Genomic DNA, 16790 nt, shown 5'->3' on the forward strand with positions numbered 1-16790 from the left:
CCTCCAGTCAAGGACCGTCCGCGCACTGTAGCCACACTGCCCCGCGCCGGGCAGCCGCATTCGGAGCACTGTCATACGACTGGCACATCTCGAACACGGGTACGCCTCCGGCGCGGCCGGCCGCTACCATGCGCGCCCATGAACGACGACGTGCGCAACATCGTCCTGGGCGTGGTGGCCGCCGGCATCAGCGCCGGTCTCGGCTGGCTGGCGCGGACGTACCTGTGGAGGCGCAGGCTCCGCCGCAAGCAGGCGTTCTTCGGGCTGCCGGAGAACTCCGAGTGCCTGCTCGTCGTCAACCGCGACCCGGCGACCGCCGAGCCCGCCGTGCACCGCTTCGACGTGTTCGCGCTCCTCGAACTGGCCGCGCTGATCAAGGACTGCGGGGCGAACGTCGAGATGGTCACGCAGGACGGGGTGCGGCAGGGCTTCGGCGAGCGGACGGAGTTCTGTGTCGGCGGGCCGGGGTCGAACCGGCGCATGCTGGCCCACATGTCGGCGATGCTGCCCGGCTTCCGTGTGAACATCGATCCCGAACCCGGCCCGGACCGGGGCGCGTTCCAGATCGGCACCGAGCGCTACCGGATGGACCCGGGGATCACGGAGTACGTCCTGCTGGCCCGGCTCACCACGGGCGAACGGCACGGCAGCCGCCCGGTGTTCCTGTTCTGCGGCCAGCGCGCGATCAACAACCAGGCGGCGACGCGCTATCTGGCCCGCCACCACGAACGCCTCGCCCGCAAGCACGGCGCCGACTCCTTCGCGCTGCTCCTGAAGGTCGTCAACTCCCAGGCGTACGGCCCGGATGTGGTGGAACTGGTGGCGGACGTGACCCGCGCGGTACGTACGCCACTGGCGGACCCGGTGGCCCCGACGTCACACCGGGCGCCGTAATACCCGTAATACCCGTAGTACCCCCGAGACCGAGACGGGCGGGCCCCCGCCGCGCCTCCACGGCTGGGGCCCGCCCGCTCCCGGCAAGCCGGTCCGGCGATGCGCCGCACACCTACCCGACCCGCTCCGCGTCGAGCACAACCCGTCCGGCGCGCGGCTGACCTTCTCCCCGCGCAGCGTCCGGCCCGTCGTACGGGCCGTGCGCGCTGCGCGAGCAGTGATCTCCGGCCGCGCGTCCGGCCGGGTATGGCTCTGGTGAACTGCTGCCCCCTATGGGCCCTGCGGCAAAGTCCCCGGCCCGGTCACCGTCGCTCCGGGGATGAACGATCCATCGTAGTCGAGCCCGGTCACGGTGTTGACGCCCCCCGGTAGGGCCTGTCGTCACATTTCCGTCGTCCGCCCGAAGGGCGGGCCGGGCGGGGTCTGGTGCGTGCAGCCGCAAGGCGGAGGAGGGAGTCGACGCGGAGCGTCGGCGACCGACGACAACGCCGCAGATGCGCGTGCCAGACCCCGCCCGGCAGGCGGGAATGTGACGACAGGCCCTAACACCTGTCGCAGGCGGCCCGGCACCGGCCGCGGGGGCTCCGGTCGGGCTCCTCCTCGCGGTTGTCGACGTCACGCGGTCCGATCACCGGATCGACGGCCATGCTCAGCCCTACTCGCTCTCAGCTGTGTGTCGTGGTTGCCGCAAGCTATCGAGAGCGGACGGGACTTGAGAGGCGACACGCACTTTTCGGGCATAAGCCGTATTTAACCTCTCTTCACGGGTTCGTGTCACACCGGCACCGCGCCGCCCCCCGCCCGCCCGTCAGACCTCGGCGATCTCCGCGTACCACTGCGACAGCTCCGGCACCCCGCTGGCCGCCCACTCCCGGCCGGCCGTCACGACGTCGAACTCCCGCCCGGAGCCCAGCCGTACGACGGGTTCGCCGCCCGGCCAGAACGCCCACTCGGCGCCCTCGACGGTCCGCACGATGACCGTCCCGAGGTAGAGCCCCGCGTCGTTGCCGAGCCAGGGCAGCGTCTCCTCGTCGTCGCGCCAGCGCGGCAGCAACTGGTCGAGCGCTTCCAGGGAACGGACCGTGTCGTCGAGTCTGACGCCCGCCTCCCCCGCCTGGGAGCGCAGGAGTTCGCACTCGGACAGCAGCTCGGCCACGCCCTCGGGGTCGGCGTCCAGCACCGCGCCCGCACTCCTCTTGCGCCTGTTGCCCAGAAAAGGGATGTTCATACGCCCAGCGTGGCATTCGCACCGGCGTACGCACCACAGGCGCGCGGGCACCTGTGCGCGCCACCCCGGTACGATCATCGGACGACAGGAGAAGGAGAGACGTGCGCCGGAGATCCTGGGCGTTCCCGCTGATCGTGACCCTGTTGCTGGTTCCCCAGTCCGCCGTGCGCGCCGGTGCACGCGCCCCGAGCGCCCCTCCCGTACCCCTGGAGAGCCACTTCGACAACCGGGGCATCAGCGCGGACGACCGCCCGTCCGGCGCGGACCTCGACGGCAGGGGCGCCTCCCTGCCGGCCGCCGCGCTCGCCTCGGCGGGCTGGACCCCGGGCCGCTCCCTGACCGTCGACGGCACCCGCCTGACCTGGCCCGCGACCGTCCCCGGCGCGCCGGACAACGTCCTCGCCGACGGCCAGCGGGTCCTCCTGTCCGGCCGGGGCGACGCGCTCACCTTCCTGGTCACGAGCACGGCGGGCCGCACCGCGCGGGGCGACGGCGAGATCACCTACGGGGACGGCACCCGTGCCCCCTACACCCTCGCGGCCCCCGACTGGCGGCGCGGCTCCCCCGCCGCCAAGGCGCTCGCCCTCCCGCACGTCAACACCCCCTCCGGCCGCCGCCCCGCACGCGCACGCGTGTACGCCGTGACGGTCCCCCTCGACCCGGCCCGCGCCGTGGCCTCCGTCCGTCTCCCCGTCGCCTCCGGCCTCCACGTCTTCGCCGCCGCCATCCGCGCCAACCCCTCGCCGTGGACCGGCACTTGGGCCACCGCCCACTCCGGCCTCCCCGCCGAGGGCCCCTGGACCGACCGCACCCTGCGCCTCGTCGTCCACACCTCGGCGGGCGGCACCCGCGTGCGCCTGCGCTTCGCCAACACCTTCGCGGACACGCCGGTGCGCATCGGGGCGGCGACGGTGGCCCTGCGGGCGGAGAAGACGGCGAGCCCCACAGCGCCCCGCACCGCCCCCACAGCCCCCCGAACCGTCCCGGACCCCCCTGCCGGGCCCCCGGCGCCGGGAGCGGCGCTCAGCGGGGCGGGAGCCGCCACGGAGGGCGCACCCGTGCCGGTGCTCTTCGGCGGCTCGGCCGGCGTCGAGATCCCCGCCGGAGCGCAGGCCGTCAGCGACCCGCTGGACCTCGCCGTACCGGCGGGCGCCGACCTGCTGGTGAGCTTCCACCTGCCCGGCACGGTGACCGCGCTCCCCACGCACCGATACGCCTCGCAACGCTCGTACGTCAGCGCGCCGGGCGACCACACGGCGGACCGCGCGGGCACGGCGTACACCTCCGGGATCACCGGCTGGCCCCTGCTGACCGGCGTGGACGTCGAGGGCGGCCCGGGGACCGTCGTCCTGCTGGGGGACTCGATCACCGACGGGTACCTGTCGACGACGGACGCGAACCGGCGGTGGCCCGACGCGCTCGCGGCGCGGCTACGGGGGCAGCGGGCGGTGCCCGCGTACGGCGTGCTGAACGCCGGGATCGCGGGGAACCGGGTCGCCGCCGACGGGTACGCGGGCGACGGGGTCTCGCCCGTCGCGTCGGGGGTCTCGGCGCTCGCGCGCCTGGAGCGGGACGCGCTGGCGCAGCCGTCCGTGCGGACGCTGGTCGTCTTCGAGGGGATCAACGACCTGCGCCGGGGCGGCTCGGCGGACGACGTGACCGACGGGCTGCGGGAGATCGCCGAGCGCGCCCGGGAGCGCGGGATAAGCGTCCTGGGCGCGACACTGCTGCCGTGCGCGGGGGACCTGAGATGTACCCCGGAGGTCCAGGAGGACCGGGAGAAGGTCAACGCGTGGATCCGGGACGGCGACGCCTTCGACGCCGTCCTCGACTTCGACGCCGCCCTGCGGGACCCCACCGACCCGTCCCGCCTGCTGCCCGCGTACGACAGCGGGGACCGGCTGCACCCGTCGGACGCGGGGTACGCGGCGCTGGCGGCGGCGGTGGACCTGACGGCGCTGTAAGGGGGCCCCGGCGCCGGACCGGACCCCCTCGGTCACACCTCCAGGTCGACGACCACCGGTGCGTGGTCCGAGGCGCCCTTGCCCTTGCGCTCCTCACGGTCCACGTACGCGTCCTTGACGGCCTTGGCGAAGGGCTCGTTGCCGTAGACCAGGTCGATGCGCATGCCCCGGTTCTTGGGGAAGGCGAGCTGGCGGTAGTCCCAGTAGGTGTACGGGCGGTCGTACTTGAGGGGCCGGGGGACGACGTCCGTGAGGCCCGTCTCGCGCAGGGCCGCGAGGGCGGCGCGCTCGGCGGGGGTGACGTGGGTCAGGCCCTCGAAGACCGCCGTGTCGTAGACGTCGTCGTCCGTGGGGGCCACGTTGTAGTCGCCGAGGACGGCGAAGGGGCGCCCGCCCGCCGCGTCGCCCGTGACGGCCGTCTTCAGGGCCTCGAACCACTGGAGCTTGTACGCGTAGTGCGCGTGGTCGACCTCGCGCCCGTTGGGCACGTACACCGACCACACGCGCACCGGGCCGCAGGTCGCCGACACGGCGCGCGGCTCGTCGGCGCCGTCGTACCGCGGGCCGCCGGGCAGGCCCTTGACGACGTCCTCGAGGCCGACGCGGGAGAGCACCGCCACGCCGTTCCACCGGCCCGTCGCGTTCACCGCCGCCTCGTACCCGGCCTCGCGCAGGGCGTCGAACGGGAACTGCTCCTCGGCGAGCTTGGCCTCCTGGAGGCAGAGCACGTCGGTGCCGCTGCTCTCCAGCCAGGCCAGGAGCCTCGGCAGGCGGGCGGTGATCGAGTTCACGTTCCAGGTCGCGATGCGCATGTCCGACAACCTACCGGGCGCCACTGACAGTCACAGCGCGGTGCTCTCCCCCGGCGCCAGCCGACCGTGCTCCGCGCCGCCCAGCGCGCCGATCTGGTTGTCGTAGATCGGCCGGGCGAGGTCGGTCAGGAGGGCGTCGTGGATGTCGTACGCGCGCGTGGGCTTCACCTCGCGGACGTAGTCGATCACCTCGGAGATCTTGCTCCAGGGCGCCATCACCGGCAGCATCAGCGTCTGAACCGCGTGGTCCGGGACGGTGAGCGCGTCGCCGGGGTGGAAGACCCGGCCGTCGTCGATGAGGTAGCCGACGTTCGTGATGCGCGGGAGGTCCGGGTGGATGACGGCGTGCAGTTCGCCGTGGACCTGGACGTCGAACCCGGCGGCGGTGAACGCGTCCCCGTGCCCGACAGTGTGCACGCGTCCGGGGAAGGCCGCCGTGAGCTGGTCGGCGACCGACTTCAGCGTCCAGATCTCGGCCTGCGGGTTCGCCTCCAGGGCGGCCCTCAGGTGGGCCTCGCTGAAGTGGTCCGGGTGCTCGTGGGTGACCAGGACCGCGTCCGCGCCGACGGCCGCGTCGGCCTCGCTGAACACGCCGGGGTCCAGGACGAGGGTGCGGCCGTCCTTCTCCAGACGGACACAGGCGTGCGACTTCTTGGTGAGCTGGATGGACTTCGTCATGGGTCCATCCTGCATCGCTCACTCCTGAGGTGTGGTCTCCTCCCGGATGACCTGCTGGGCCACCCGGAACGCGCTGTTGGCGGCCGGCACGCCGCAGTAGACGGCCGCGTGCAGCAGGACCTCCTTGATCTCGTCCGGGGTGAGGCCGTTGCGCAGGGCCGCGCGCGTGTGGAAGGCGAGTTCGTCGAGGTGGCCGCCCGCGACGAGGGCGGTGAGGGTGACGCAGCTGCGGGCGCGCCGGTCGAGGCCGGGGCGGTCCCAGATCTCGCCCCAGGCGTAGCGGGTGATGAACTCCTGGAAGTCGCCGGAGAAGTCGTCGGCCTGGGTGAGCGCGCGGTCCACGTGCGCGTCGCCCAGCACCTCGCGGCGCACCTTCAGGCCCGCGTCGTACGGGTCGGGGCGGCCCATGACCTGGTCGGTCGCCACGGGCGGGGCCGGGGCGATCTCGGCGATCGGGGCGGCGGGCTGCTGCGGAAGTACTACGGGTATCCCGGGGACGGCGGTCTGGCCGGTGTCGTAGCCCGGCTGCCAGGCCGTCGAGAAGTGCCGCACCAGCAGATCGGTGACGGCGGCCGGCTGCTCGACCGGCACGAGGTGCGAGGCGCCGGGGACGACGGCGAGGCGCGCGTCCGGGATCCCGGCGACCAGCGTGCGCGCCTCGGCGGGGCCGGTGACCTGGTCGTCGGAGCCGACGAGGACCAGCGTCGGGACGCCGACCCGGCCCAGTTCGTGCCGGACGTCGAAGGAGGCCAGGGCCTCGCAGGCGGCGATGTAGCAGCCGGGGTCGGTGGTGCGGACCATCTGGACGGCCCACTCGGTGATCGCGGGCTGCGCGGCGGCGAACCCGGCCGTGAACCACCGGTCGGGGGAGGTACGGGCGATCGGGTCGAGGCCGTTGGTGCGGACGATGACCCCGCGCTGGCGGAACTCGTCGGCCGTGCCGAACCGCGGGGAGGCCGCGATCAGCACGAGCGAGGTGAGCCGTTCGGGGTGGCGCAGGGCGAGTTCGACGCCGACGGCGCCGGCGAGCGCGCAGCCCGCGAAGCCGAAGCGCTGCACGCCGAGCGCGTCGAGGGTGGCCAGCAGGCGGCCGGTCAGTTCGGCGACCGAGCCGGCCGGGTGGGCGGGGGCGCCGCCGTGGCCGGGCAGGTCGAACCTGAACACCCGCCACTGTTTGGCGAGTTCGGGAATCTGCCGATCCCACATGTGCCAGGTCGTGCCCAGTGAGGGACCGAGGATCAGGACCGGGGCGTCCTCTGGCCCGTCGAGGCGGTATTGCAGGGTGTTCATCGGTGTCTCACTCACCCGGCCGACCCTCTCATCCGTCACGTGCGGTCACGTCGCCGGGGTGGACCTGCCGGGCTCTGCCCCGCTCCGGCCCGGTTCCGGCGGGTGGCTGGGAACACTCGTGTTCGCGCCCCTTTTCGGCCTTCCTGGGCCCGGCGGGCGGCTCTTCCCGGACGCCGGACGGACGGCGGGAAGGCCATCGCGCGCAGGTGAACAGGAGCGCCGCGCACGCCGCTGACCATACGGTTCCGGCCAGCGGCACGGGCACGGCACGGTTCCGCGGGATCGTGTACGTACAGGAGGGGAACGGTGATCACCGGGTGACCGCCGCAGGGGGCCGGACGACCGGCCACCAGGGGACGAACCGCTGGTTGCGGGCATCAAGAATGACCTGATCCACGCAAGTCCGGCGTTCCCGCCCGCCCCGTATCCCCTCATGGGGCGCAATCGGAATATGTAATTCCCTTGACGCATTCGACATAGCTAGTTCGCGCCATCGAACTTTGACAGCCGGAAGAGGGCGTTTTTAGACTCGCCGCGTTCTGTTGCCCCGCCCGGTCGGGGGTCTTGGGAGCCAGACGAGTCTTGGGGGAGACGATGAGTCAGCGTGCACCGGAACTACCGGTTCTGGCGAATACCGAGGCGTGGCGGGTCCTCGTGGTGGAAAGCGATATCCAATACGCGGAATCGCTGATCCATGGTCTGCGCCGCCATGGGCACGAAGTGGACGTGGCCGAGCGGGGCGGGGCGGCGCTCCAGGTGTACGGGCAGGCCGATCTCGTCCTCATCGATCTCGAACTGCCGGACCTGGACGGGCTGGAGGTCTGCCGGGCCATCAGGGCCGTGTCCGACACCCCCATCATCGCGCTGACCGCCCGGGGCACCGAGGTCGACCGGGTGCTCGGCCTCCAGGCCGGGGCGGACGACTACATGGTCAAGCCGTACGGGTTCCGGGAGTTGATGGCGCGGATGCAGGCGGTGATGCGGCGGGCCCGGCCCGTGCCGCGGCCCGTCGACGTCATTTCGCGCGGACCGCTCACCATCGACGCCGGCTCGCGCGAGGTGAGCCTCTACGGAAAACCCGTCCGCGTCACCCGCAAGGAATTCGACCTCCTGCATCTGCTGGCCTCCCATCCGGACAGTGTGATTCCGCGAAATCGGCTCATGCAGCAGGTGTGGGGCGATTCCTGGTCGCGGCGGACCGTCGACACACATGTCAGCAGTCTGCGCAGCAAACTGGGCGGCAGTGACTGGATCATCACCATTCGGGGAGTCGGATTCCGGCTCGGCAGCGGGTGAATTCCGAATCGATCACCCAGAACTCCGACCCGCCCCGCCCCGACCTGGACATCTGACATTCCTCTGACACGGATCTGAGCCGGCGCCCACACACGCGCACGCGATTTGTGAAACCTGACCAAGCCCTGCAACCCGGTCCGTTGCCCCCGGACCCCCGCACCGCAGAGGCTTGTTGTCAAGGCCCTATGCGCCTCATTTCTTCCACCGCGCCCCGGCGCGCGTTTCCCCGCGAACGAGAAGAGAGGGCACCGGCATGACCATCGCCGTTTCATCGACCCGTACCATCGCGGACCTCCTCCTGCGGGCCGCCCAGGACCACCCCGGTTCCGGCCTCCTCCACCAGGACGCCACCGGCCCCGACGGCGCACGGCTCCAGCGCTATCCCGAACTCCTCGACGAGGCCCGCAGGGTGCTGACCGGCCTGCGCGGCCGGGGTCTCGCCCCGCAGGACAAGGTCGTCCTGATCCTGGAGCGCCCGCAGGAGTTCCTGCCCGCCTTCTGGGCCTGTCTGCTCGGCGGCTTCGTCCCCGTCCCGATGGCGCCGCTCGGCGGTGACCCCGAGCGCTGGGCCGCCCAGCTCGGTCATGTGAACACCCTCCTCGACCGGCCGCTGATCGTCACCACCGAAGCCCTCGCGGTCGAACTGCCGCAGGTGGCGGGCCTGGGCGTGACCCCGCTGTCGGGTCTGTACGGCGCCGAACCCGCCGATCTCCTCCACCAGGCCGCGCCGGAGGACACCGCGCTCCTGGTGCTGACCTCGGGCTCCACCGGCAACTCCAAGGCCGTCCGGCTCACCCACGCCAACCTGCTCGCGTCCATGGCGGGCAAGAACGGCCACCACCGGCTCGGCCCGGACGACGTCTGTCTCAACTGGGTGTCCTTCGACCACGTGGCCGCCCTCCTGGAGTGCCATCTGCTGCCCCTGTACGCGGGCGCCACCCAGTTGCACGTCGAGGCGGCCGTGGTCCTCGGGGAGCCGCTGGAGTTCCTGCGGCTGGTGTCCCGGCACGGCGTCACCATGACCTTCACGCCCAACTTCCTGCTGGGGCTGCTGAACGCGTCCGCCGGCCGCCTTGAGGAGACCGGGCCCGTCGACCTGTCCCGGCTGCGGCACATCATCAGCGGCGGCGAGGCCGTGGTCCGCACCACCGGCGAGACCTTCCTGCGGCTCTTCGCGCCCCACGGACTGCGCCCCGACTCCCTGTGGCCCGCCTTCGGCATGACGGAGACCTGCGCGGGTTCCGTCTACTCGCAGACCTTCCCGGCCTTCGACCAGGGCCAGGAGTTCGCCAACCTGGGCACCCCCGTCGAGGGCCTGCGGCTGCGCGTCGCCGACGAGCACGACCGGGAGCTGGGCGAGGGCGAGACCGGTGAACTCCAGCTCGCCGGACCCATGATCACCCCGGGCTACCACAACAACGAGCAGGCCACCCGGGACGCCTTCACCGCCGACGGCTGGTTCCGCAGCGGTGACCTCGGCCGGCTCGACGAAGGCCGGCTCACCCTCGTGGGCCGCAGCAAGGACAGCGTCATCGTCAACGGCGTCAACTACTTCAGCCACGAGATCGAGACCCTGCTGGAGCAGTTGGACGGCGTCGCCCGTTCCTACGTCGCGGCGTTCCCGACCCGCGCCCCGGGCAGCGACACCGAGCAACTGGTCGTCGCCTTCCACCCGGAGACCGCGGACGGCGACGAACTCGCCCTGTACCGGGTGCTGTCCGCCGTCCGCTCCGGCGTCGTCATGCACTGGGGCTTCAGGCCCGCGCTGATCCTGCCGCTGCCCAAGGACGCCTTCCCGAAGACCAGTCTGGGCAAGATCCAGCGCGCCCTGATGCGCAAGAGGCTGGAGGCGGGCGCCTACGACGAGGTCACCCGGTCCGTCGCCGACCTCGTGCTGCGCCGACTCGGCGGATACACCCCGCCCGAGGGCGGGACCGAGCGGATCCTCGCCGGGATCTACGCCGAACTGTTCGACACCGACCCGGACCGGCTCAGCGCCACCGCCAACTTCTTCGACCTGGGCGGCACGTCGCTGGACATCCTGCGGCTGCGCAGCATGGTCGCCCAGCGGCTCGGCGCGCACGACCTCCAGATCATCACCGTCCTGATGGCCCCCACCGTCCGTGAACTGGCCGCCCGGCTGGGCGAGGACGGGGCGGCGGTGCGGCCGTACGACCCGATCGTCCCGATGCAGAGCACCGGCACGAAGACGCCGCTGTTCTGTGTGCACCCGGGCGTCGGCGAGGTCCTGGTCTTCGTCAACCTCGCCAAGTACTTCGTCGGCGACCGGCCGTTCTACGCGCTGCGGGCGCGCGGCTTCAACCCGGGCGAGAAGCCCTTCGAGAGCTTCGAGGAGATGGTCGCCACCTACGTCGAGGCGATCCGCGCGAAGCAGCCGCACGGTCCGTACGCCGTCGCCGGGTACTCGTACGGCGGGGCGGTGGCCTTCGAGATCGCCAAGGTGCTGGAGGGCCAGGGCGAGCGGGTCGACTTCGTCGGCAGTTTCAACCTGCCGCCGCACATCAAGTACCGCATGAACGAACTGGACTTCGTCGAGACGGCTGCCAACCTGGCGTTCTTCCTCGCGCTCATCGACAAGAAGCAGTCCCTCGACCTGCCGGGGCAGTTGCGCCACCTGTCCCGCGAGGAACAGCTCGCGCGCTTCATCGACCTCGCGCCGAAGGCCCGGCTCGCCGAACTCGACCTCACCCTGGAGAAGTTCACCGCGTGGGCCGCGCTCGCCGACGGGCTCACCGACCTGGGCCGCACCTACGCGCCCAGCGGCTCGGTCCGTTCGATGTCCGTCTTCTACGCGATACCGCTGCGCGGCACCAAGGAGGACTGGCTGAACAACGAGCTGCGCCGCTGGGACGAGCACTGCCCGGACGTCCGCTACCTCGACGTGCCCGGCGAGCACTACACCCTGATGGGCCCGAACCATGTGGCCGTCTTCCAGTCGATCCTGCGCGCGGAGCTCGACCGCGCGCTCGGCGACGCCGACTGACCCCCCGTCCGACCATGGAGAGGAACACGATGAACGGCAAGAAGATCCTGGTCACCGGGGGCACCGGCCAGGTGGCCGGACCGGTGGCCAAGGCCCTCGCGCGGGACAACGAGGTGTGGGCGCTCGGCCGGTTCGGCACCCCCGGCTCCGAGGAGGCGCTGGCCGAGCACGGCATCACCACGTTCCGCTGGGACATGGACGACACCGGCGACGACACCCTCAAGGGCGTGCCGGAGGACTTCACCCACGTCGTCCACTCCGCCGTGCGGCGCGGCGAGGACGGTGACTTCAACACGGCCGTCGAGGTCAACACGGTGGCCACCGGACGGCTGATGACCCACTGCCGGACCGCCGAGGCGTTCCTGTACGTCTCCACCGGCGCCCTGTACGCGCGCCAGACCCTGGACCACGCGTACACCGAGGACGACCCGGTCGACGGGGTCGCCGACTGGCTGCCCGTCTACCCCGTCGCCAAGATCGCCACGGAGGGTGTCGTCCGCGCGTATGCCCGTACCCTGCGGCTGCCGACCGTCATCGCCCGGCTCAACATCGCCTACGGGCCCGACGGTTACGGCGGTGTGCCGATGCTGTACTTCAAGCGGATGCTGGCCGGCGAGCCGATCCCGGTGCCCGTCGAGGGCCAGAACTGGTGCTCGCTGCTGTACACCGACGACCTGATCGACCAGGTGCCCCGGCTGTGGGAGGCCGCGTCGGTGCCGGCCGTGCTCACCAACTGGGGCGGTGACGAGGCGGTCGGGATGACCGACTGCGTCCGCTACCTGGAGGAGCTGACCGGGGTCGAGGCGAAACTGGTGCCGAGCGAAGTCACCCGGGAGACCTACCAGTTCGATCCGGCGACGCGCCGGCGGCTGACGGGCCCGTGCCGGGTCGGCTGGCGCGAGGGCATCCGCCGCACCGTCGAGTCCATGTATCCCGAGTACGTGAAGTGACGAGGAGGAACGGTCCGGTGATGACGCAGGAGAGCAACCTCCATCTGATCCACGCGGCGTACCGCGCGTTCCACGACCGGGACGTGGACGCGCTGCTGGCCGTCCTCGCCGAGGACGTGGAGTGGATCCACCCCGAGGGGATGCGCCCGTACGGTCTCGGCGGCACCAAGGTGGGCCACGCCGGGGTCAAGGAGTTCCTGGCCCACGTGCCGACCGTGCTGGGCGGTATGCGCCTGCACCCGCTGGAGTTCGTGCAGTCCGGCGACCGGGTCGTGGTCTTCGGCGTGCGGGACGTCACCTCGCACTCCGGGCACACCGAGTCCCTGGACTTCGTGCACTCCTGGACCCTGCGGGGCGGCCGGGCCGTCCGGATGGAGGACATCTTCGACACCGTCCTCTTCCACCGGCTGATAGAGAGCTGACGGTCGGTATGACGTACGCCTATCTGGGCCCGGAGGGCACGTTCACCCAGGCGGCGCTGCGCCGGGTCGCGCCCGGCGGGCAGGGCCGTCCCTTCCCCACGGTCCCCGCCGCGCTGGACGCGGTGCGCCGGGGGGACTGCGAGGCGGCCGTGGTGCCCCTGGAGAACTCCGTGAAGGGCGTGGTGCCCGTCACGATGGACCAGCTGGTCTCGGCGGAGCTGCACATCACGGCCGAGGTGGAGGTGCCGGTGACGTTCACGCTGATGGCCCGGCCCGGTACCGGACTCGACTCGGTCACCGAGGTGCTGAGCCATCCGCACGCGCTCGACCAGTGCGCGCGCTGGCTGGCGGAGCAGCTGCCCGAGGCGCGGCTGCGGCCCGTGGACTCCACGGCGGCGGCCGCGCGCGAGGTGGCCGAGGCGGCGTCGGCGGCGGGGGTCGCCGCGGTCGCGGCCCCGCTCGCGGCGGACCTGTACGGCCTCGCGTCCCTCGCCACCGGCATCGGTCTGCGGGCCGGCGCGGTGACCCGGTTCGTGTCGGTCGCCCCGGCCTGGTTCCCGCCGGCGCGGACCTGGCTGGACCGCACGTCCCTGCTGGTGAACCCCGGGGACGGCCCCGGCCGGCTGGTGGACATCCTCACCGAGTTCTGCTCCCGGGACATCGAGGTCAGCCGGCTCCACTCCTGGCCCACCGGCGACCGCCTCGGCAGCTACCGCTACTTCATCGACATCGACGGCCACATCGAGAACCCGCCCGTCCGGGAGGCGGTGTCGGCGATCGCCGGGCTCGGCGCGGGGGCCCGTTTCCTGGGCAGCTATCCGCGCTGGGGACGGCGGCCGGAGGAGCTGGTCCACACAGGACCGGCCGGCGCCCCCGTCTCCCTTCCCCCCACCCGTTCACCCCATCCAGGAGCGTGACCCGTGCCCACCCTGTTGCACCTCGACACCAGCCCGCGCATCGAGTCGGCCACGCGGCGGGTCACCGCCGAGTTCGCCGCGTCCTGGCGGGCGGCCCACCCGGACGGGACCCACGTCTACCGGGATCTGGCGGCGCTGCCCGTGGCGCACGTCGACGCCGAGCAGGTCGCCGTCATGCACCGGCTGGAGAGCGGTGAGGTGCGCGACCTCGACGCGGCCCGCGACGCCGCCGTCACCCCCGAGGAGAAGGCGAGCTGGGCGATCACCTGGGACCTCGTCGAGGAGGTGCGGGCGGCCGACACGCTCGTCCTCGGGGTGCCCATGCACAACTTCTCGCTGCCCGCCACCTTCAAGGCGTGGTTCGACCGGCTGGTGATCCCCCCGCTGGTGGTGGACCCGGCGACGGGGACCGGACCGCTGTCCGGGAAGCAGGTCGTGGTGGTCACGGCCCGCGGCGGCGCCTACGGGCCGGGCACGCCCCGGTACGCGTACGACTTCCAGGAGCCCTATCTGAAGGCCGCGTTCGGCATGGTCGCCCTCGCGGACGACCTGACCTTCCTGCACGCCGAGATGACCAAGTCCGGGCATGTGCCGCGGCTGGCCGGGTTCCAGGACATGGCCGCCGCCTCCCTCAAGCAGGCCCTGGAGGGGGCGCGCCTACAGGCTCAGCGGGGGGCCGAGGGCTACCGGGCGTCGTAGCTGCGGCGCGACATGCTGATGTACTCCCGGTGCCGCTCGGACCAGTGGATGAGGGAGCTGACCTCCGTGGACAGCGTGTGTCCGACCGGGGTCAGCTCGTAGTCGACCCGGGGCGGGGTGGTCGGGGTGACCGTGCGGATGACCAGTCCGTCGCGCTCCAGGCTGCGCAGCGTCAGCGTGAGCATGCGCTGCGAGATGCCGTCGATGGAGCGCCGCAGGTCCGAGTAGCGGCGTGGGCCGCCGCCGAGGAGCGCCATGATCAGCACGCTCCACTTGTCGCCGACCCGGTCCAGGACGTCCCGCAGCAAGCAGGTGGTCAACCCCTCGCCGACCTGGTCGGGAACATCGATGTGCGTAGCGCTCTTTGAGGTGCCGTCTTCTGCCACCCCAGCAGGATCGCCCAGAATTCCGAAGAGAACAAGAAGTGACCAACGCACTGTTCGTGCGTGACTCCGGCATCCCCCTGAGGAGAGACATGGCCGTCGAACCGAGCGTGCTGAGCGCGCTGCCGCCCCGCAAGGGGCCCCGGCCTGCCACGACCGGCCGGGAGATCCCGCACGACCAGCTGGAGGACTTCTCCCCGCCGGAGATCCGGGCCGCGCTGATCGCCCGCGCGCAGGCCCTGCCGGGCGTGTTCATGACCCAGAGCCAGGTCTCGGAGCCGTCGTCCCTGGCGCTGCGCCTGAACAAGGAGAACCGGGCCTTCGACGCGTTCCTGCACCCGTCGGTCGACGAGTTCGGGCACATCCACCGCACCGGGTTCATGCACCTCACGGTGCCGCTGGAATCCCTCGGCGCGCTGACCGAGCTGGGCTGGGTCGAACCGCACCCGATCTCCCGGCGGCCGGAGTTCCCGAGCGGCATCGTCATGCTGTACGCCCCGCGCGACGCCGACGAGCTGGAGGTCGCCGCGACGGTGATGCGGGCCTCGTACGAACTGGCCGTGCGGTGATCCCCGGCGTCGACTCCCCGCCCTCCAACGTCTTCTGACAGACCATCAGGAAGTGAGAGTACCTATGCGAGCAGTGACCATCACCGACTTCGGCACCACCCCCGCGGTCACCGAGCTGGCCAAGCCGGCGCCGGGGCCGGGCGAGATCCTGGTGAAGGTGCACGCCTCGTCGCTGAACGGCTTCGACGGCGCGGTGATCTACGGCGTGTTCAAGGACATGCTGGAGCACAAGTTCCCGGTGACGCTCGGCAAGGACTTCGCGGGCACGGTCGAGGCGGTCGGCGAGGGCGTGGCGCGTGCCGCCGGGGACCGGGTGTTCGGGGTGGTGATGAAGCCGGTCGTCTGTGACGGCGCCTTCGCCGAGTACGTCGTGGTCGCCGAGGGGTACGGGGTCACCGCCGTCCCGGAGGGGCTGAGCCTGGAGCAGGCCGGGGCGCTGGGCCTGGCGGGCACGGCCGCCGCGGGCGCCGTCGACGCGATCGCGCCCAAGGCGGGCGACACGGTCCTCGTCGTGGGCGCGACGGGCGGGGTGGGCGCGTACGCCGTCCAGCTGGCCGTGGCGAGCGGCGCGACGGTTGTCGCCACCGCGAAGCCGGGCGCCGAGGCGGAGTTCGTCACCGGGCTCGGCGCGCAGCACGTCGTGGACCACACCGGTGACCTCGCCGCGCAGGTCCGCGCGATCGCGCCGGGCGGCGTGACGGCCGCCGTGCACCTGGCCGGTGACCCGACCGCGCTCGTGGAGCTGCTGGCGGACGGCGGACGGCTCGCCTCCACCCTGGGCTTCGGCCCCGAGCAGGCCGGGCGCGACGGCATCACGATCACCTCCGTGATGGCCAACCCCGACACGGCCACGCTGGACCGGCTCGCCGACGCGGTCGCCGCCGGCGCCCTCCAGGTGCCCATCGGCCAGACCTTCCCCCTCGACTCGGTGGCGGAGGCGATGGGCGCGTTCGGCGCGGGCACCGTCGGGAAGATCGCCATCTCCGTCGCCTGACCCGCCGCGAAAGGCCGGGCGCGGCTCCGCACCCGGCAGGAGTTGCCTCGCGCCCGGCGGGGTTGCTTCGCGGCCGACAGGGACGGCCTCGCCACCCGGCGGAGTCGCCTCGCGCCCGGCGGGGCAGTCTCGCCACCCGGCGGGGCGGCATCTCGCCCGGCCGGGGGCGGCATCTCGCCCAGCGGAGGCAGCCTCGACCCGGCGGGGTGGCATCGCGCCCGGCGAGCCGCCTCGCGGCCGACGGAGTCGCTTCGCGCCCGGCGAGGGTTGCCTCGCCACCCAGCGGGGTCGCCTCGCAGCCAGCGGGGTTGCCTCACCCACCCGGCGGGGTCCCCTCGCCGCCGACGGAGTCGCCTCGCACCCAGCGGGGTCGCCTCGCCACCAGCGGGGTCCCCTCGCCACCAGCGGGGTCGCCTCGCCGCCGACGGAGTCGCTTCGCGCCCGGCGAGGGTTGCCTCGCCACCCAGCGGGGTCGCCTCGCACCCAGCGGGGTCGCCTCGCCGCCGACGGAGTCGCTTCGCGCCCGGCGAGGGTTGCCTCGCCACCCAGCGGGGTCGCCTCGCGCCCGGCGAGGGTTGCCTCGCCACCCAGCGGGGTCGCCTCGCAGCCAGCGGGGTTGCCTCACCCACCCGGCGGGGTCCCCTCGCCGCCGACGGAGTCGCCTCGCCGCCAGCGGGATTGCCTCGCCAC

General features: G+C 72.5%; 15 protein-coding genes. 10 read left to right on the top strand and 5 right to left on the bottom strand.

Translation table 11 applies throughout. The features are described 5' to 3' along the window. Positions 1-138: 138 nt before the first annotated feature. Complete coding sequence (locus IAG44_RS07665; protein ID WP_187746365.1) at positions 139-894, top strand: hypothetical protein; 756 nt, start codon at positions 139-141, stop codon at positions 892-894. Between the two features lie 808 nt (positions 895-1702). Here the strand turns inward: IAG44_RS07665 and IAG44_RS07670 are convergent. After that, complete coding sequence (locus IAG44_RS07670) at positions 1703-2122, bottom strand: DUF6278 family protein (RefSeq protein WP_187746366.1); 420 nt, start codon at positions 2120-2122, stop codon at positions 1703-1705. A 101-nt stretch (positions 2123-2223) separates the two neighbouring features. Between IAG44_RS07670 and IAG44_RS07675 the strand changes: the two genes are divergently transcribed. After that, positions 2224-4086, top strand: coding sequence for an SGNH/GDSL hydrolase family protein (locus IAG44_RS07675; protein WP_187746367.1), 1863 nt, complete (start codon positions 2224-2226; stop codon positions 4084-4086). A 32-nt stretch (positions 4087-4118) separates the two neighbouring features. Here IAG44_RS07675 and IAG44_RS07680 read toward each other — a convergent pair whose 3' ends face one another. From IAG44_RS07680 to pcaDC, 3 genes are read right to left on the bottom strand one after another with little or no spacing between them, the layout of a single operon-like run. Further along, complete coding sequence (locus IAG44_RS07680; RefSeq protein ID WP_187746368.1) at positions 4119-4898, bottom strand: exodeoxyribonuclease III; 780 nt, start codon at positions 4896-4898, stop codon at positions 4119-4121. Positions 4899-4928: 30 nt separating this feature from the next. Then, on the bottom strand, positions 4929-5564 hold the full coding sequence (locus tag IAG44_RS07685; RefSeq protein ID WP_187752562.1) for an MBL fold metallo-hydrolase: 636 nt from the start codon (positions 5562-5564) through the stop codon (positions 4929-4931). 30 nt (positions 5565-5594) lie between these two features. Continuing rightward, entirely contained in the window at positions 5595-6881 is a 1287-nt protein-coding gene (gene pcaDC, locus IAG44_RS07690) for a bifunctional 3-oxoadipate enol-lactonase/4-carboxymuconolactone decarboxylase PcaDC (protein WP_187746369.1), read from the bottom strand. A gap of 579 nt (positions 6882-7460) precedes the next feature. On the opposite strand from pcaDC, the gene IAG44_RS07695 reads away from it, so the two are divergent. The 6 genes from IAG44_RS07695 (at position 7461) to IAG44_RS07720 (ending at position 14154) form a co-directional block, all read left to right on the top strand. Next, positions 7461-8162: a response regulator transcription factor gene (locus IAG44_RS07695; RefSeq protein WP_187752563.1), complete on the top strand. Its 702-nt coding sequence runs from the start codon at positions 7461-7463 to the stop codon at positions 8160-8162. A gap of 253 nt (positions 8163-8415) precedes the next feature. Then, on the top strand, positions 8416-11166 hold the full coding sequence (locus tag IAG44_RS07700) for a non-ribosomal peptide synthetase (RefSeq protein WP_187746370.1): 2751 nt from the start codon (positions 8416-8418) through the stop codon (positions 11164-11166). Positions 11167-11195: 29 nt separating this feature from the next. Continuing rightward, a complete protein-coding gene (locus IAG44_RS07705; RefSeq protein ID WP_187746371.1) occupies positions 11196-12116 on the top strand; it encodes an NAD-dependent epimerase/dehydratase family protein in 921 nt (306 codons plus the stop codon). Positions 12117-12136: 20 nt separating this feature from the next. Beyond that, positions 12137-12538, top strand: coding sequence for a nuclear transport factor 2 family protein (locus IAG44_RS07710; protein WP_187746372.1), 402 nt, complete (start codon positions 12137-12139; stop codon positions 12536-12538). An 8-nt stretch (positions 12539-12546) separates the two neighbouring features. Next, positions 12547-13455, top strand: coding sequence for a prephenate dehydratase (gene pheA / locus IAG44_RS07715; protein WP_187746373.1), 909 nt, complete (start codon positions 12547-12549; stop codon positions 13453-13455). 3 nt (positions 13456-13458) lie between these two features. Beyond that, on the top strand, positions 13459-14154 hold the full coding sequence (locus IAG44_RS07720; protein WP_187746374.1) for an FMN-dependent NADH-azoreductase: 696 nt from the start codon (positions 13459-13461) through the stop codon (positions 14152-14154). On the opposite strand, the gene IAG44_RS07725 is transcribed toward IAG44_RS07720, so the two are convergent. Further along, entirely contained in the window at positions 14139-14540 is a 402-nt protein-coding gene (locus IAG44_RS07725; RefSeq protein WP_187746375.1) for a winged helix-turn-helix transcriptional regulator, read from the bottom strand. The genes IAG44_RS07720 and IAG44_RS07725 overlap by 16 nt on opposite strands. Before the next feature lie 38 nt (positions 14541-14578). Between IAG44_RS07725 and IAG44_RS07730 the strand changes: the two genes are divergently transcribed. Beyond that, complete coding sequence (locus IAG44_RS07730; RefSeq protein ID WP_187746376.1) at positions 14579-15106, top strand: luciferase domain-containing protein; 528 nt, start codon at positions 14579-14581, stop codon at positions 15104-15106. 64 nt (positions 15107-15170) lie between these two features. Then, the gene (locus IAG44_RS07735; RefSeq protein WP_187746377.1) at positions 15171-16100 is read left to right on the top strand and encodes an NADP-dependent oxidoreductase; all 930 of its coding nucleotides are present in this window, start codon (positions 15171-15173) and stop codon (positions 16098-16100) included. Positions 16101-16790: the final 690 nt, after the last annotated feature.

The sequence above is a fragment of the Streptomyces roseirectus genome (assembly GCF_014489635.1).
In the GTDB taxonomy this organism is placed as follows: domain Bacteria; phylum Actinomycetota; class Actinomycetes; order Streptomycetales; family Streptomycetaceae; genus Streptomyces; species Streptomyces roseirectus.

Coding starts and splice junctions, on each gene's coding strand:
- IAG44_RS07695 (WP_187752563.1), top strand. CDS start 7,461: ATGAGTCAGCGTGCACCGGAACTACCGGTTCTGGCGAATACCGAGGCG.
- IAG44_RS07680 (WP_187746368.1), bottom strand. CDS start 4,898: ATGCGCATCGCGACCTGGAACGTGAACTCGATCACCGCCCGCCTGCCG.
- IAG44_RS07710 (WP_187746372.1), top strand. CDS start 12,137: ATGACGCAGGAGAGCAACCTCCATCTGATCCACGCGGCGTACCGCGCG.
- IAG44_RS07705 (WP_187746371.1), top strand. CDS start 11,196: ATGAACGGCAAGAAGATCCTGGTCACCGGGGGCACCGGCCAGGTGGCC.
- IAG44_RS07665 (WP_187746365.1), top strand. CDS start 139: ATGAACGACGACGTGCGCAACATCGTCCTGGGCGTGGTGGCCGCCGGC.
- IAG44_RS07735 (WP_187746377.1), top strand. CDS start 15,171: ATGCGAGCAGTGACCATCACCGACTTCGGCACCACCCCCGCGGTCACC.
- pheA (WP_187746373.1), top strand. CDS start 12,547: ATGACGTACGCCTATCTGGGCCCGGAGGGCACGTTCACCCAGGCGGCG.
- IAG44_RS07700 (WP_187746370.1), top strand. CDS start 8,416: ATGACCATCGCCGTTTCATCGACCCGTACCATCGCGGACCTCCTCCTG.
- IAG44_RS07670 (WP_187746366.1), bottom strand. CDS start 2,122: ATGAACATCCCTTTTCTGGGCAACAGGCGCAAGAGGAGTGCGGGCGCG.